The following is a 17,292-nucleotide window of genomic DNA, read 5'->3' as shown; positions in this document are numbered from 1 at the left end:
AAGATGGATATGCAATTACAACAACGTGAATTAACTTATACCCCTGATCTAGCACTGCGGGTATTTTCTCCTATTGCGTCATTGCCTTGGTCTAGTTTACTTCATTCTGGCTTTGCCGAACATCCTCATAACCGTTTTGATATTGTTGTCTCCGATCCGGCTATAACTTTGGAAACACGCAAACAAACAACAACCATCAAAGAAAAAAATGGTGCGGTGAAACGCTCTAAAAAAGATCCGTTCACACTTATTCAAACTGCGTTAGAACAATTCAATTTCCACCCAGAGCATAATGAATCGTTGCCTTTCTTGGGAGGCGCTTTAGGTATTTGGAGTTATGACTTAGGCCGCCGTTTTGAAACTTTGCCTGAAATAGCGAAAAATGAACTTAATTTCGCAGAAATGGCGATTGGTATTTATGATTGGGCACTTATTGTTGATCACCATTTAAAAAAAGCCACTTTAATTAGCTATCACAATATTGATGAGCGCTTACAGTGGTTAGAAAAACAAACATCCACATCTATTGATACCGCATTTACGTTAACAACCGATTGGCAATCAAACATTAGTAGTGATGAATATAACGAGAAAATTGCTAAAATACACCAATATTTACTTTCGGGTGACTGCTATCAAGTTAATTTAGCTCAACGTTTTTGTGCAAATTATACTGGTAGTGAATGGAATGCATTCTTGACACTGAATCAAGCAAATAAAGCACCATTCTCTTCTTTTATGTGTTTACCCAACAATTTTGTGATTAGTGTTTCACCTGAACGCTTTATTCATTTAGCTGATAATAAAATAGAAACACGCCCAATAAAGGGAACTCTGCCTCGTAAAGCATTGCCAGAAGAAGATGATGAACAAGCACAGTTATTAGCAAACTCTCGTAAAGATCGCGCTGAAAACTTAATGATTGTTGATTTAATGCGTAATGATATTGGCAAAGTTGCAGTAACAGGCTCAGTAAAAGTACCTGAATTATTTGTTGTTGAGCGTTTCCCTGCGGTACATCATTTAGTCAGTACGATCACGGCGCAGTTACCTTCACATTTAACAGCGACTGATTTATTAAGGGCAGCATTCCCCGGTGGTTCTATTACAGGAGCGCCAAAAATCAGAGCAATGGAAATCATTGAAGAACTTGAACCTCATCGTCGTCATGGATACTGTGGTGCAATTGGTTATATCAGTTTTTGTGGCACAATGGACACCAATATCAGCATCCGCACTTTATTGACTGAAAAAAATAAAATTTACTGCTGGGCTGGTGGTGGTATTGTTGCTGATAGCGTTGCTGAAAAAGAGTACCAAGAAACATTCGATAAACTTGGGCAAATATTAACTGTTTTAAGTGAGTCTACTGTCGATGACACCCATTGATACTTTTATCAATCGTTTTCAACTCACATTACCTGATGACAAGGTAAATCAGCCTCTTCATGCCCAAAAATCGGCGGCCGTCTTGCTGCCGATTATCAATAAACCTAACCCAACATTATTATTAACTGAGCGAGCATCAACGTTACGCTCTCATGCAGGACAAGTCGCTTTACCCGGCGGTAAACGTGATCCTGAAGATAGCAACCTTATTGCAACTGCACTAAGGGAAGCACATGAAGAAGTGGCTATTCCACCTAATGCCGTATCCGTTATTGGTCAGTTAGCCCCTTTACAAAGTTCTAGCGGATATTTAGTCACCCCGATTGTGGGCGTTATTCCTGCGGGCTTACCTTTGCGTCATAATCCTGCTGAAGTCGCCTCTATCTTTGAAATGCCATTAAGTCATGTACTTAATGCCCAACATTATCAACCGCTAGATTTTCATCGTGCTGGTGAAAATCATCGTATCTACTTTTATCCCTATAATGGACATCTTGTCTGGGGATTAACCGCCGCTATTTTACATAGACTCGCTTTGCATATCACTTAATACGCTATTTTATATTCAGCCTGTGCTTTTTATCACCGCCTTCACAACTCTACTTAGCTATTTTAAAAAAATGTTGTAAACTACATCATTAACGGGACGATATAATCGTAAAAACGATCCCTTTACTATAAATAACTATATTTTATTCTTTTTAACCCTCTCTCTTATTATTAAGGAGTCTGACGTGATTAGCGTTTTCGACATGTTTAAAGTGGGCATCGGACCATCTAGCTCTCACACCGTAGGGCCAATGAAAGCGGGTAAAGAATTTGTCGATGATTTAGTCAGCCAGGAACTGATTGCGTCTGTCACTCGCGTAGCTGTTGATGTTTACGGCTCCTTGTCTTTGACAGGCAAAGGTCACCATACTGATATCGCAATTATTATGGGGTTAGCAGGTAACGCACCAGCTACTGTCGATATTGACAGCATTCCCGGTTTTATTCGTGAAGTTGAAGAAACTGGCAAGCTATCATTAGCAAACGGCCTAAAAGTGGTCGATTTCCCAGCAGAAAGTATGCATTTCAGCAATGACAACCTGTCATTACATGAAAACGGTATGACAATCCATGCTTTTGCAGGCGACAAAGAAGTCTATAGAAAAACCTACTACTCTATTGGTGGTGGTTTTATCGTTGATGAAGAAAATTTCGGTAAATCAACATTAAATAGCAAGCCAGTTTCATACCCTTATGCAAGTGCAGAAGAGTTATTAAAGCACTGTAAAGAAACGGGTTTATCCATTTCTAGTTTAATGATGAAAAATGAGCTAGATCTGCATACTCAAGCAGAAATTAATGCTTATTTCGCTGATGTTTATAAAACAATGCAAGAGTGTATTGAACACGGTTTAAATACAGAAGGCGTATTACCGGGACCATTACGTGTACCTCGTCGTGCAGCTGCATTAAATCGCTTATTAACATCAAGCAACAGCCTGTCAAACGATCCAATGAAAGTTGTTGATCTGATCAATATGTTTGCACTGGCAGTTAATGAAGAAAACGCAGCAGGTGGACGCGTTGTCACAGCACCAACAAATGGTGCATGTGGTATCGTTCCTGCGGTATTGGCTTACTACGATCGTTGCATCGAACCTGTTACACCAGAAACCTACTTACGTTATTTCTTAGCATCTGGCGCAATTGGTATTCTTTACAAAATGAATGCTTCTATTTCAGGCGCTGAAGTAGGTTGCCAAGGCGAAGTAGGCGTAGCTTGTTCAATGGCGGCTGCAGGTCTTGCTGAATTATTAGGTGGAAGCCCTGAGCAAGTCTGTATTGCTGCTGAAATCGGTATGGAGCACAACCTTGGTTTAACTTGTGACCCAGTTGCAGGTCAAGTTCAAGTTCCTTGTATTGAACGTAATGCTATTGCTTCAGTTAAAGCTGTTAATGCCGCACGTATGGCAATCCGCCGTACCAGTGAACCTCGTGTTTCTCTCGATAAAGTCATTGAAACCATGTATGAAACAGGTAAAGACATGAATGCTAAATATCGTGAAACATCACGCGGTGGTCTTGCAATCAAAGTACAGTGTGACTAACTAGCACTATTTAGACGAAAAGCCATTCATTTTGAATGGCTTTTTTTATTTTGGCTACTTTATTTTTAATCATCACTTAACCCTTAGATAACTAAAGATAATAATCATAAAATACACATTTAAAATTAAGTAATATATCTTTCTATAATTTAAACCTTTCTTATTTTTCCATATTAAATATAAGCATTAAATATACGCATTAAATATAGGCTCATTGAATATTCATTTAATTTTTTAAGAAATAGAGCTTATAATTCTCAGGTGTATTTATTTCTATAAAAATTTAACTTCTTATTATAAAAATAATTAAAACCCATTGTTTATTATATGGTTAATTATTCATCATATTGAAATTTATCATTTTTTTAACATTTTGTGATTATTAATAATATATTTAAAACCACTCAATTTAATAATGATAATTATTATCAATATCATCTTTGAAATATAATAAATAATATGTTGCCTTTCGAAAATAATATGTTATCTTCTGCACCAAGTCATTGGGGAGTAGCCTGTCTTAAAATAAAAAACATTATTTTAAGAAATCTGTATCAACATACTCGCTTATTTTCATCTAGCGTGGTGCAGATGCCGTAATACGGTTGGCAAGACCATAGACACATGATTGTACTTCTTTGGTTGGGGGTCAATTGTGTGTATATGGAAATACCCCAACCGAGGCTTTATTATGAGTTTCTACGCTACTATCATTCTCGCCCTTGCCCTTTCTATGGACGCATTTGCTGTCGCAGTCTGTAAAGGTGCCACATTACACAAACCTCGTTTTCGTGAAGCACTCCGCACTGGATTTATATTCGGTATTATTGAAGCCAGCACCCCTGTTATTGGTTGGGCACTAGGCTTATATACTAGCCAATATATTATTCAATGGGATCATTGGGTTGCTTTTGGATTATTGTTTGTTCTTGGTAGCCGAATGATTTACCAAAGCTTAAAACGTGGTGATGATTGCCCTTGTGAAGAAGATGCTCCACAACGCCACGGCTCACTGTCTTTAATTGCAACCGGTATTGCAACAAGCCTTGATGCAATGGCAATTGGTGTCGGTTTAGCGTTCCTTCAAGTCAATATTGTTCATACCGCGATGACAATTGGTATGATGACGATGATTATGGCAACTCTAGGTATGCTAATTGGTCGTTATATTGGTCCAGTGCTTGGAAAAAAAGCAGAAATTATTGGTGGGATCGTATTAATTGCAATCGGCTTTAATATTGTCTTCGAACACCTAGAATTATTTATGTACGCCAAATAATCTCTAATAAAGTATATTAAAAAGCTTAGGTTTGAAATATTACGACCTAAGCTTTTTTATTAACTAAATAAACTATTTTTTATTTCATGTGATTAAGCATGACGTTGATAAACACGAATTAAAAAGTCGGTTTCACATTCAAAGTTTTTACTTTCTACTAATGACTGTTTTACTTCTTCACTTGCACGCCATGCAAATGGTGTCATCTGTAATAAATCAAAAGCCTGCTTGCCATTTAAATTCATCATATAAGCAACTTGATGTTCAGATACTTTATTAAATCCATCAAAATATTCTTCTTTTAATGGATGAAGATGTATTTCTGAATAAATTAGTGCTTTTAATTGATAGAGATGGCGAGGTGCTGGCGTAACAGTAATAATATAACCATTCTGTGCAATAACTCTTGCTAATTCATCACTATTACAAGGAGCATAAATGCGCACAACTGCGTTTAAAGAGGCATCACAAAAAGGTAAGCGCTGACTTGAAGCTACGCAAAAATGAATTGATGAATAACGTTTAGCAGCATATTTAATCGCGACTTTAGAAACATCCAAACCATACACTTGCGAGTTACCTGGTTTTAGATTTTGATAAAACTGGTTAGTGTAATAACCTTCACCACAACCAATATCCAATACAACACTGTTATCTTCAGGCAATAATGCTTGTATTAACTCAGCCACTTTATCTCGCATTGGCTGATAAAACCCCGCATCTAAAAACTCACGGCGTGCGTTTATCATTTCAGCGCTATCACCAGGCTCTTTTGAGCGCTTAAATTGTACGGGTAACAGATTTACATACCCTTCTTTAGCGCAATCAAACTGATGATTATTGTCACAAACCCAACTGTGAGCGCGAAGAGAAAGTGCCTGATGACATAATGGACATTGATAGGACATAGTAATATTTTTTGCATAACCCAGAATAAAATTGGGAGAGATAATAACATACCTCTCCCAATCTTGCGGAAAACCTTGCTCTTTATTTTTAATCTTAAATCATGCTTTCTATGCTAAGTCGCTTAATAAGCACAACTTATAGGCAAATCAAGTTCGTTTTAATTTTTCAGTGTTAGCGATAAATAACGCAATAACTAACAGCAAGATTGCACCTGACTGAATTAGCGTATCAACAGAGTCTTTATGCTCAACAATAATTAAACGTACGATTGCCGTTATTCCAATATAAATAAAATATCTAAGAGGGAAATGCCCGCCAGATAAAAAATACTTAACAATAAGCGCAATAAACTCAAAATAAAGAAAGTAGATCAAAATACCTTCTAACAATTGATAAGACGACTCTTCTGCACCTAAATTAAATAATAATGAAGCAATTACATATGTTTCTTTGATAAGAAAACTGACCAATACAATCGCTAAAATAAGTAATCCAATATTAAGCACCCACTGTAATATAGTGGCAATACATTTCAGTAAGTCTTCGCTTGATTTTCTCATATAAACTATAACCTAGTGAGATCATTCCATGATGTGTAAAAAATGATAAAAGGCCTATTAGGCAATTTGGCTAAATTTTAATAGATTTATGCATTCATCACACTATTTTTTATCTTTTAGAGCCAAAAAACCAAGAATAATGATGCAATAATCGCAATATTCACTTTTAAATTTCAACTTGTAAGCGGGTTTACTTATACTTAATTTAAGAGCTAATTTATTGAAAAGGCACACTATGGCTAACAAATACCTCGTTGCAATTGATTTATTAGAAGATAGCAGAATTCAGCGCATGATCGAAGATATTCGCTTCCTAGCTAGGAAACCAGAAAATTATTTCCATTTCATTACAGTTATGCCTAATTTACGCTCTTTAGAAGCTTATGGACTTAATTGTGATAGCCCGTCTGTCGTTGAGAAAAAGCAACAAGCTTTAGTTCTATTAACTGAAAAATTAGAACAATGTGTAAAAAAACAATTTAACTTACCCAAAGAACAATACCAATGTCATGCCGTTATTGGTACGCCTAATTACAATATTCTAGAGTTAGCAGAAAAAATTGATGCAGATACCATTATTATAGGTTCAAGCTCACGTAACCAACGCAATATATTGCTGGGTTCGACAGCGGATTATATTGTAAACAGTACGTCACGTTCGGTAATGGTCATTCGCAAATAAAATCACTAGCCCTCTTTTCTTTTGGCAATAATACTAGGTTATTTATTGCCAAAAGAACTCTGTGATCCCCTACGTTATAAATAGCACTAAATGCACCTTAATTTTTTTCATTTCAAATAGTTAACTTGTTAGAATACAGACCAAAAAACTAAAATTTCAGGTCTTTTTAGGTTCAATATTTACAATTAATCCTATTCAAAAGATAAAGACTGCCCTGCATTAAAATCTTTTGCATTAAGATATTTTCGTCCTAACACGCCCGTGCAATGACATCCATAGACATCAATGTTTGTATCTATGGCTTTTTTCGCGCGCTGCAATGCTGATGGTGTTGCACAACGTAAATGCAATCCTCCTACAATCGCTTGAATTTGGTTATTTCCTGTTATTTTTTTCGCATGTCCAATGATGGATTCGATACCCGAGTGACTACATCCAGTGATAATCACTAAGCCTTTTTTTCCTTGCCAAACAAGAAAACTATCATCAAGAACATAGTCATCTTCTTCACCTGATTCATGAATAATAACACCGTAGCGTTTATTCACTTGGCGCTGGGTTACTTGTCCTGAATAGATAAAGTTTTCTTCGATTGCTAACGGTGCTTGTGTTAATTCAAAAGAAAACTGTGCTTCAAGTTTTTTGCGATCAAATAAAGGCGCTAACCGTTTAAATTTAATATTTTTATTGCCTAAAAAAAGTGCTGAATAACGAACAGAAAACAGATGGGGATGAGCGATAATTCGAGGTTTATGAGTAAAAAAATCTGCGGGTAAATGCGTGAGCCCACCAAAATGATCATAATGCCCATGGGACACAACAATTGTTTTCAATGTGGTTAAATCAATACCCATTTTTTTGGCATTTGAAATAAAAGTAAGGTCTTTTCCAGTATCAAAGAGAATTTTAGCTTGGCACTCATCATCTTCTAACAATAATGACAAACCAGGATAGTGGTTAAGTTCAGGATTAATCGATTTGTTTTCTAGCAATGCAGTGATCGTTAACATAGGGGGTTTTTAATTATTATCAGGAGATAACTTATAGTAATTAAAAAAAGAATTTGTTCCAAATATAAAAGCTGCTGTTCTGTGCGATTGTTTTACTTTTTAAGTTGCATAATCGCTGTTACGCGCGAACGGAACATAACAGCGATATCACTAAATCTGCCAATATTCTTATTTATCATTTATAAGAACATTAGGCTTATCTTACTGCCCTACTTTCTTACTACCATAACAGAACGTTTTGCATAACGTGTAATATCTGCAGCCGTTGAACCTATATGATATGAATCATCTTCAGGATTATGTGAACCAATCACAATTAAATCAGCATTCACTTCATCAGCAACCTGCAATATTGCATCTCGTGGTGTACCAATACAAATGTGAGTTTGCATTCTATCGTCAGGTAAATCAAAACGTTCGATTATTTTTTTAAGCTCTTTCTCTGCGGACGTTTTTAAGCATCCTTGATCTAATTGATCACCATTCATAACAAGTCGATAATAAGAAGATTGTGGAAGTTTAGGAAGTACATACAAAAAGTGAACATAAGGATCTTCATTTTTTGCAATATTTTCCACTAACGGAATTGCTTTGTTCATCAGGTTATCTTCATCAATATCAATGGGAACCAAAATATTTTTATACATACCGTCTCCTTTTATTTTAATTGTAGGATAGTGTATTTTTAGAAAAATACCGGATGTAGTTAACATATTTTAAAAATATTTTATTTCAGAAAAATAACGTCTGTTTTTCACTCAAAACAATAATAAGAAATAAGTAAAAAAATAAATCAAAATAAATGGAAACTTTATTTTTAATAAATTTTTATTTTAAAAACTGGTAATTATTTTATTAGCAATGGCATTTTATTTTTAATAAAAAGCCTTATTAAATAATAAGGCTCTCTCGTTTTACTATGTAATCTATGTGGTTGTCGCTATGTTATTTTTGAACACCATTTTTCTGTTTGTTCTTCTTAACGTATTGATAACCAACTGCTAATGCGATAAACCACAATGGAGTCACACTTAATGCTTGGCGAGTATCATGTTCAAAAGCTAATAGCACTGTCATAAATGCAAAAAATGCAAGACATAGCCACGACATAATAATCCCCAAAGGCATTTTATAGATAGACTTCTCATGCAATTGTGGACGTTTTTTACGATATGCCAAATAAGAGCATAAAATCATACTCCAAATAAACATAAATAATAACGCCGAGACTGTTGTTACCAAGGTAAATACGTGCATAACATCAGGAATAAAATAAATTAATATAATTCCACATGACAGACATAAGCTAGTAAATAACAGCCCATTGGCAGGTACTGCACGTTTAGATAATTGGCTAAATTGTTTTGGCGCTTCGCCTTCTTTAGATAAACCGAATAACATCCGGCTTGTGGAAAATATCCCACTATTCGCAGAAGAAGCGGCAGCTGTTAATACAACAAAGTTTACTAAACTTGCGGCTGCAGGTATTCCTATCATAACGAATAGCTCAACAAATGGGCTTTTATCCGCCAAAATAGAGCGCCACGGAGTTACCGACATAATAATGGCTAATGCTAATACGTAAAAAGTAATAATACGGATAGGAATAGCGTTAATGGCTTTTGGTAAGGATTTTTCTGGATTACGCGTTTCCGCAGCGGCAGTACCGACTAATTCAATCCCAACAAAAGCAAAAATAGCAATTTGGAATCCCGCAAAAAACCCACTTAATCCTTTGGGGAACATCCCTCCATCATTCCAAATATTCTCTAGTGCTGCGGTGTGTCCTGCTGGAGATTCAAATCCAATACTGATAAGAACAATACCAACAATAATTAAAGAGACAATTGCGGTTATTTTTATCATGGAGAACCAGAATTCCATTTCTCCGAAGAGTTTGACTGTCGCTAAATTTAAAATAAGCAATGTCAGCACACAAATAAAGGATGTGCCCCACTCAGGGAAATTAGGTGCCCAATAACTAATATAAGACGTTATAGCTACAATATCGGCAATCCCCGTAATGACCCAGCAAAACCAATATGTCCAGCCGACAAAGAAGCCAGCCCATGGCCCTAATAAATCACCAGCAAAATCACTAAATGACTTATATTCTAAATTCGATAATAACAGTTCGCCCATGGCTCTCATCACAAAGAACAAGACAAAGCCAATTATCATATAGACAAAAATAATTGATGGCCCAGCTAACGAAATGGTTTTCCCTGATCCCATAAATAGACCAGTACCGATAGCACCACCAATAGCAATTAATTGAATATGACGATTTGTTAGCCCGCGCTGTAGAGTGGCATTTTTCACTCTAACGGGAGGAGAAATTTCTGTTTGATCTTCCATACAATACCTGAAGTGTTTTCATATTTTCGATGTTATTTTTACCGCTATTTTATTTTTTGGCGCGGTAATGTGTTTGCGAAATTATTGTGACACAAATCTCAGTATAAGTAATGAAAAGATCACTTTTAGTAAAATGAATGATGCTTTGATAACCAGATAAGATCCTTTCTTTAATTTATTCGGCGATATTTTATCCATTTGATAAAAAATCAAAATAAGCGCTTGACCATCGCATTTGAGAGGAGAATAATCAGTGCATCGGGTTGTTAGCTCAGTCGGTAGAGCAGTTGACTCTTAATCAATTGGTCGGGAGTTCGAGCCTCCCACGACCCACCAATTTTACACTGAGAAATCAGGCAATTGAACCACTTCACAAGAAGTGGTTTTTTGCTTTTAGAATAAACTGTCGCGGAAGTGTTACAGTTACCTTAAGCTGAAAACGCAAAATAATACGGCGATTAAAGAAAACCGCACCCGCTTATTTTTTATCCAAACCTAGAGTAGATAGAATTAATCAAAGAAAACAATTAATCTGGTTTAATTAAATAACTCAATATAAACTATCAACAAGCCTATTTTATCTCTTTTTTATCTTTAAATTCCCCACCAAAATCATCAATCAAAACATAGTTAATAGTGTTTATTTTACTATCCACTAGGTTGATTTGCTGTTTGGAAAATGGCGCTATCATTGGAATAAGAATATTAGGGTTATTTTCACTCGACGCTGATTTAATAGTGACATAAAAAGGTGTCGGATTTTCAATTGTTAACTGTTGATCTGATTTTGTGAAAATAAGAGCACTACTGACATCGGAAATCGCCATAATTAAATTATCAGGGCGATAAAATACTTTTACTTGCAATCTAACGACGACATTAATTAAGCCTTCATCATATTTTTTATTCGCTGGCTTAGGCATGATTTCATATAAATTCAGCCAATAAAGTGTCTCTTTTTCTTTATCTGTATTGGTAAACTTATTAATCACTCGTACCTGTTGTGATTCACTCGGTTTTAATTGTAATACTGGCGGTAGTGATAAAGCGGAAACATCAGTTATGGTCTCTGGGGTATTTTCTGGGTTACCATCATCCACCCATGTTTGAACCACCACCGGAAACTCACCATCATTTTTTATATTTAATGATGCTTCTCTGTCCGAATGATAAAGCACCACTCTTGAGCCATCTAATGCTAAATTCGCTTTGGCGATAAACGAAAAACACAGTAACAGAATAAAAATACTGATCCTTTTCATATTTATTGCACCTGTATAATCACTTGTAATGTCGCATTAAATTTACCCGCAGTTATTTTCTCTCTCGGTAGCGCTTCTAATGAGGCATATAATGTTTTAGTTAAATCGGCAATACCATTATTAAATGAGACCGAACTAGCATCATCATAAACAGGATACCAACCGTAGCCCTCACCTTGTCCTTCATTGGCTAATGTTGATAATAAATTTAATGCCATACCGGATGGGCGATATATTCTTACACCAACCCCTTTTGCCATACGAGAGTCAGTACCATAACCATCTGTCACTAAATGGGTAATTCCTGCGCCATTAGGTACTGTTAATCCTAATTCAATTGCCTTATTAACATTTGCAGGTCTGGGTAAAAACCCCATTGCGGTTTGTCCTACTCCTGTTCCACTAGAAATATTGCTCATACCATCACTCGCCGGTGGTGTTAATTGGCAATAAAAATCAATCGTAATAGGTAAAGTCACTTTTTTACCACTTGCTAACTCATTAATAGTGACCAATGGAAATGAAACGTAAGGCGTAACATTTCGCACAAAACAAGTGGATGCATTACGAATATAAATACGGCGAGACATGTTTACAGCAGCAGGCCAATAAGCATAAAAGCCATGATAATTTGTCGCGTGATCTGAACCATCTTTTAATAAATAAGAGAAATTGGAACTTTGAAAGGCGATATAACCTGCTGGTTGGTTAATAAAAGTAATTAAACCACTACTTGATTGTGCAGGTGGCATATCACCTGTTCTTTCATAATTAATCTTAAATAACTCTACTTCCATATTAGAGAAGTCTTTTGCTTTTACTAAGATCCATCCTTGGCTATCTCTTTCTAAATTATTTAAAGCGCGAGATTTCCAATAGCGACTATAATATTCACCTGTAATGGTATTTTTAATGCGAATACCTAGCCCTCTTGCCAAACTAATATAAGTATCATTTAAGCCTAAAGCTGGATTAACTAAATTTCTGCCACCATAGTTATAGTCACCATTCGTTGAATAGAACTCCCTTAATTTACCCTCTTCATCGGCTGTGCAACGAAATAATATTTGTTCAGGATCATAAACTTCATAACCCGCCTCGAAAAAAGAGACAAAACCACTCGCCACTAATGTACCCGGAATTTGAAACTGATCGTTATTAACATTAATGACTTTAGGGGTACTTCCCATTGATCCTGAATCATCCCGAGCACCTTGCCAACTTTTCGCTGAACCTTTACCAGGCTCGGTATAATACGAACTATTGGGATTCGTCGTCGTAGTTGTTATTTTATAACATGTTGCCAAAGCTAAAGAAGGAAATAGCATCAACGCCAATAAAATGGAGGACTGACAAGAAAGTAAACAGCGATTTAATTTCATAAGCATTGACCTGATAATAAAATGAGTTTATCGGCTTCTTTTTCTTCTGGTATTGAGTAAGCGATTTGGCAACTATCTTCATCTTTACCGACAGTCAGTGTCCCGTTTCTATTTTCAACCCTGACATAAATTTGGTTACTTTGCCCCACCATACCAACAATATGTCTATCCTTATCATAAACATTTTCACCTAATGCCAATACACTTTCAGGCTTAACCGAAATCAATACAGGATATCCGACTTGAGTTTTAAAAACGATTTTAGTACTTGAACCTGAATATGGTGCTATTTGCTTAGTATTTTCCAGCAATTCGATATTATTATTTCTAATATTTTTCCCATCCAAGCTAACATTATTATATTGGTAAGGAACAAGAGAAGGCACAATAGCATAACCAAAGGGATCTATGCGTGCCCCCATACCATTACTCACGCTCGCACCACTTGCACCTTTTGCTTCCACTAAAGCAAAAGAATCACTAATACGAGGTCCTAATGTTACTCCACCACTGTGAGCAACTAACGCACCTTGAATACCCACACTACCTTGAGTGTAATGTTTACCATTAGAAATACTGCCTGATAACGTAGTAAAAGGAAGCTGTTTTATTAAATGTAAACCACTGCCTACAGCTCTATTTTGTGTGTCATAATCTGCATTTACACTATAAGAAAGTGTTTTATCTTCTCCTAAAAGCCCTGATAAATTCGTTTGATAACTCGAATCATCACTAGAATGGCTAGAAGATAACGATAGCATTGGTGAATAATCAGAACGTCCTAATGGCATAGAAACAGACAACATCACCATATCTTCCGATATTGGATCAGTTGTTATTGGTGTAAAAGTATTATTCGCCGTCATTTGTCCTGTTTTTTGGCGGCTGTAAGCGAGGCTATAAGCAATATCTTTATAGGTATTTGAATAACCGATTTGATACTGAGCATCATGTCCTTTACTACCATAATAGTTACTGATAGAGCCTGAAATATAGAGTTGTCCCCATTTATCAAGAGACTGATTAACACTAAGTGTAAACTGACTTTCTTGGTTATAGCTGCTGGAATTCCATTCCATGTCATTGTTTGCACTTTTTCTCAACCCTAAAACATCATTATATTCGCGGAAATTCTCTGTTGAATATTTATAACCAGCCAGTGTAATAACAGTATTGGTTGGGCTAAAAGTACGACTATAACTAACACCTAATCGCCCACCTTGATAATTTTTGCCGCCCACTTCCGCATTTGAAAATGCCGAATTAAAACCAATTGCCCCTAATTTTGTAGCAATAACAGAGCCGACAAATACTGCTTGATATTGATGTCCTACACGCATTCCTGTATTTAGGGTTACCGTATTATTCACACCATATTGCAGAGCGATATCTGAAAAATAACTATTTTCTGAACCGAAATTATTCACTTCACCTGCGGTAAAATTATATTTAAAGCGACCAGCCCTTACTGACTCTGGTAATGCGGTAAATGGCACTGTGAAAGAAGAAACTTTACCATTACTTTCGTTAATTTCGACTAATAAATCCCCTTCATAACTGGTTGGATAAAGGTCATTTATTTCAAATTGTCCGGGAGATACCGTCGTTTGATAAATTTCAGTGCCATTTTGTTTTATCACTACACGTGCAGTAGTCGTCGCAATACCACGAATAACAGGCGCATAGCCTTTTTGAGAATCCGGCAACATTCTTTCATCAGACATTAATTGAATACCCTTAAATGCCAGACTTGAAAATTGTGCGCCTGTTGTATAAATATCGCCGACAACTAACATCGACTTTAATGTCAATAAAGGTTTTTGTAGATACGTTCTTATCCAATTAAATTCACTATTACTTCCCGATTTCGATGAGTTATAAGAATAAGACGCCTGTTGGCGAAATTGCCAAGTTCCCAGATTTACGCCCATGTTGACACTACCAAAACCATAGTCTGAAGTTTGTCCGTTCGATTTATTCTTATAGTAATTACCAGAATAATTGGTGAATAACATGGTGTTGCCTGCATCTAAATCTTCTTCATTAACATAACCTTGTGGTCTTCGTTTTAATAAGATTTGGGGCACTGCAATCATTATTCTAAAGTTAGAAGCATCAAATGAATCTACAATGTTTTTATCAATTTGGTTTAATACTAAACATTGACCATTATCTTGATTGATCTCGTTATCAAGCAAAATGCCCATTTCATCAATCTGTTGTTGATTAAAACAAGGCGTCACTTTACCTTTATCATTTAATTGAAAACTCACTGTTTTTCTTTCAAAAAAACGATTATTAATATATATATCAACATCGTAATCACCAGGCTCCACATAATTACTGTCATGAAGCTGATTAATGTTGATATTATTTTTGCTACCTAATAATAAAGAAGGATCAAATTCATAATCATCAGCAAAGGCAAAAGGCATTGATTGAATAAATAGAGAAAATGAGCCGATTAAGAATACGACTTTTATTCTCTTATTTAATTGTGCTGTGCTTTTTTCCATGAATTTCATTTCAATGCCATTTTTATTAATGAATTAAATCTGTCGCGCTATTCTGCCCACCTAGATCATTGAGGTATTTATAAGTCATTTTATCGGGTGAAAATGAAAGCTTCCCACCATTTTCAGCGACTAATACTTCTGTTGATAACGGAGAAACCATAGTTGATTTAAATATAAATTTTTGTCCCGAAGCATTAGTGGCTTCAAGTTGTGCAAATGACACAAAGAATGGTGAATCGTTTTTAATTTTTATATTGCCATTACTTTCTTTTGAGAATGATATTTGCTTCTCGATATTATTTAGCTTTGAGGCAATCGCTGTTGGGCGGTAAAATATTTTTAATCGATGATGCACAATAACCGTAAAGCTATTTCCTTCTTTTATGTCTTTATTCAGATCTTTAGGTGGAATTTGCGCCACATTTAAATAGAAAATAGATTCTTTATCTTGTGGTAAGCCTTCGCCAGTATAAATTAATCGAGCGTCTCTCCCTGTTTTAGGATCAATACGAAAAACTGGGGGCTGAACAACAAAAGGCGCATCTGCATTATCTGGGGTCGAATTAGGATTATTTTTATCCGCCCATATTTGCATAATGTAAGGGATTTCATCGTTATTCATAAACTTTAAAACTTCAAAGCGTGAATCTGATGAATATACAATACGTGTTTTTAACATGGTGACACTAGAATACGATGCTGTGCTATAACTTAAGAAAAATAGGGCAATTAACATTATTATTTTTTTCATTACTTCTCTTCCTCTTATATAAATAGAAAAATGTCTCCTTTATATAAAGGAGACATATAAGCATTATTGATAAGAAATAGAGTACTGCACGCTACCTTCTACTTTGCCTGCTGTTGCAACATCATCAGCATAATAACGCACAGCGTAATCATAAGATGCTGATTTTTCGTTTGCTTTTAATACTAAACCTTCGTTACCTACACCAGTTAAATCAATTTTAGTGCCTGTTTTCGCAGGATCAATAATTTCTAAGCTTACGTTGTTATTTGCTGCTGTATTGCCAATACGACCTTCTGTTGTCAGATTATTAGCAATAAAAATAGTTTTAATATTTGTATCTGTTGGTTTAGAACCCGTACAACCACTCACTGCGATAGTAAATGGTGTTTGACCTGCTGTTTTACCCGCAGTATCTAATGCAGTTACAGGTACTGTAGGTAATAAAACAACCGGAAGCGCTGAATTACCATTAACAGTTACAGTACAAGTTTCATCAGAAACTTCACCTTGAAAGCGAATGGTATTATCAGAAGCTGCATAAACTGTTGATGAAAAAACACCTGCGATCATCGCAGCAAGAAGTATTTTATTCATAATAAAACTCTCTCCGGTAATATATCTAAATAAGTTATTTTGGGATTTTAATAAATGAAAAGGCAGACACGAAATAAAATAGGTTTAATAACCTTATTTCATGTTTATTACGTACTAATATTTAAGTATGTATTATTATCGACTTATTTACTCATAAAATGCAACTATCTTCATCATATATAGCGGTTAATACGTATATATTTTTCGATTTTAAGCATATTCTTATAGTCTAAATATGACTATTACGCATTTTTTAACAAAAAAATATTAGTTTTATTAGGATTAATATCAAAAATAATATTATTTTACTTTAATTTGATATTTGTCATTTTTAATAAAATAATACCAATCATTCATTAATTATTTTTAAATTTAAAAATAAAATCGTTTCTATTCTTTATTTGATTATCTAATAATTACTTATATCACTATTTTCTTTCAGAGATATTTAAATTAGATTAATCAATTAATATTTAGTTAATTTATTAATCTAATTTATAATTA

General features: G+C 35.2%; 15 protein-coding genes, 1 tRNA gene and 1 riboswitch. Of the genes, 6 read left to right on the top strand and 10 right to left on the bottom strand.

What is annotated here, in order from left to right; genetic code table 11:
• Positions 1–3 precede the first annotated feature (3 nt).
• The 4 genes from pabB to mntP all read left to right on the top strand — a co-directional run bounded on the left by pabB (position 4) and on the right by mntP (position 4,764).
• Positions 4–1,389, top strand: coding sequence for an aminodeoxychorismate synthase component 1 (gene pabB, locus GWJ01_RS18105; protein WP_161711421.1), 1,386 nt, complete (start codon positions 4–6; stop codon positions 1,387–1,389).
• The gene (locus tag GWJ01_RS18100; protein WP_023581869.1) at positions 1,376–1,939 is read left to right on the top strand and encodes a CoA pyrophosphatase; all 564 of its coding nucleotides are present in this window, start codon (positions 1,376–1,378) and stop codon (positions 1,937–1,939) included. Before pabB ends, GWJ01_RS18100 begins: the two co-directional genes overlap by 14 nt.
• Positions 1,940–2,123: 184 nt before the next feature.
• On the top strand, positions 2,124–3,485 hold the full coding sequence (locus GWJ01_RS18095; protein ID WP_088495262.1) for an L-serine ammonia-lyase: 1,362 nt from the start codon (positions 2,124–2,126) through the stop codon (positions 3,483–3,485).
• Between the two features lie 493 nt (positions 3,486–3,978).
• Positions 3,979–4,092, top strand: a riboswitch (yybP-ykoY riboswitch).
• Between the two features lie 84 nt (positions 4,093–4,176).
• Positions 4,177–4,764 carry a manganese efflux pump MntP gene (gene mntP, locus GWJ01_RS18090; RefSeq protein ID WP_006533102.1) on the top strand — a complete coding sequence of 196 codons (588 nt, stop codon included), beginning with the start codon at positions 4,177–4,179 and terminating at the stop codon, positions 4,762–4,764.
• Between the two features lie 92 nt (positions 4,765–4,856).
• Here the strand turns inward: mntP and rlmA are convergent, their stop codons facing one another.
• Both rlmA and psiE read right to left on the bottom strand, forming a co-directional pair.
• On the bottom strand, positions 4,857–5,672 hold the full coding sequence (gene rlmA / locus GWJ01_RS18085) for a 23S rRNA (guanine(745)-N(1))-methyltransferase (RefSeq protein ID WP_161711420.1): 816 nt from the start codon (positions 5,670–5,672) through the stop codon (positions 4,857–4,859).
• A 147-nt stretch (positions 5,673–5,819) separates the two neighbouring features.
• Complete coding sequence (gene psiE, locus GWJ01_RS18080) at positions 5,820–6,233, bottom strand: phosphate-starvation-inducible protein PsiE (protein ID WP_023581865.1); 414 nt, start codon at positions 6,231–6,233, stop codon at positions 5,820–5,822.
• A 235-nt stretch (positions 6,234–6,468) separates the two neighbouring features.
• Between psiE and GWJ01_RS18075 the strand changes: the two genes are divergently transcribed.
• On the top strand, positions 6,469–6,915 hold the full coding sequence (locus GWJ01_RS18075; RefSeq protein WP_161711419.1) for a universal stress protein: 447 nt from the start codon (positions 6,469–6,471) through the stop codon (positions 6,913–6,915).
• A 191-nt stretch (positions 6,916–7,106) separates the two neighbouring features.
• Here the strand turns inward: GWJ01_RS18075 and GWJ01_RS18070 are convergent, their stop codons facing one another.
• The 3 genes from GWJ01_RS18070 to cycA all read right to left on the bottom strand — a co-directional run bounded on the left by GWJ01_RS18070 (position 7,107) and on the right by cycA (position 10,283).
• Positions 7,107–7,925 (bottom strand): MBL fold metallo-hydrolase, encoded by an 819-nt coding sequence (locus tag GWJ01_RS18070; RefSeq protein ID WP_161711418.1) that lies wholly within the window; start codon positions 7,923–7,925, stop codon positions 7,107–7,109.
• Between the two features lie 209 nt (positions 7,926–8,134).
• Positions 8,135–8,572, bottom strand: coding sequence for a universal stress protein (locus tag GWJ01_RS18065; RefSeq protein WP_075674138.1), 438 nt, complete (start codon positions 8,570–8,572; stop codon positions 8,135–8,137).
• A gap of 298 nt (positions 8,573–8,870) precedes the next feature.
• Positions 8,871–10,283, bottom strand: a complete 1,413-nt coding sequence (gene cycA, locus GWJ01_RS18060; protein WP_088495259.1) for a D-serine/D-alanine/glycine transporter — start codon at positions 10,281–10,283, stop codon at positions 8,871–8,873.
• Positions 10,284–10,543: 260 nt separating this feature from the next.
• On the opposite strand from cycA, the gene GWJ01_RS18055 reads away from it, so the two are divergent.
• A tRNA-Lys gene (locus tag GWJ01_RS18055) sits at positions 10,544–10,619 on the top strand.
• A gap of 236 nt (positions 10,620–10,855) precedes the next feature.
• Here GWJ01_RS18055 and GWJ01_RS18050 read toward each other — a convergent pair.
• The 5 genes from GWJ01_RS18050 to GWJ01_RS18030 all read right to left on the bottom strand — a co-directional run bounded on the left by GWJ01_RS18050 (position 10,856) and on the right by GWJ01_RS18030 (position 16,788).
• Positions 10,856–11,545, bottom strand: coding sequence for a fimbrial biogenesis chaperone (locus GWJ01_RS18050; protein ID WP_088495251.1), 690 nt, complete (start codon positions 11,543–11,545; stop codon positions 10,856–10,858).
• 2 nt (positions 11,546–11,547) lie between these two features.
• The gene (locus GWJ01_RS18045; RefSeq protein WP_237585727.1) at positions 11,548–12,927 is read right to left on the bottom strand and encodes a fimbrial protein; all 1,380 of its coding nucleotides are present in this window, start codon (positions 12,925–12,927) and stop codon (positions 11,548–11,550) included.
• On the bottom strand, positions 12,924–15,443 hold the full coding sequence (locus GWJ01_RS18040; RefSeq protein ID WP_161711417.1) for a fimbria/pilus outer membrane usher protein: 2,520 nt from the start codon (positions 15,441–15,443) through the stop codon (positions 12,924–12,926). The genes GWJ01_RS18045 and GWJ01_RS18040 overlap by 4 nt, the downstream gene beginning before the upstream one ends.
• Before the next feature lie 25 nt (positions 15,444–15,468).
• Complete coding sequence (locus GWJ01_RS18035; RefSeq protein WP_161711416.1) at positions 15,469–16,194, bottom strand: fimbrial biogenesis chaperone; 726 nt, start codon at positions 16,192–16,194, stop codon at positions 15,469–15,471.
• Positions 16,195–16,257: 63 nt separating this feature from the next.
• The gene (locus GWJ01_RS18030; RefSeq protein WP_088495248.1) at positions 16,258–16,788 is read right to left on the bottom strand and encodes a fimbrial protein; all 531 of its coding nucleotides are present in this window, start codon (positions 16,786–16,788) and stop codon (positions 16,258–16,260) included.
• Between the last annotated feature and the right edge of the window lie 504 nt (positions 16,789–17,292).

It is taken from the genome of Proteus sp. G2618 (assembly GCF_009915995.1).
GTDB lineage: Bacteria > Pseudomonadota > Gammaproteobacteria > Enterobacterales > Enterobacteriaceae > Proteus > Proteus terrae.
Note: the sequence above shows the minus strand (reverse complement) of the source record. Positions and strands in the feature narration are given on the sequence as shown.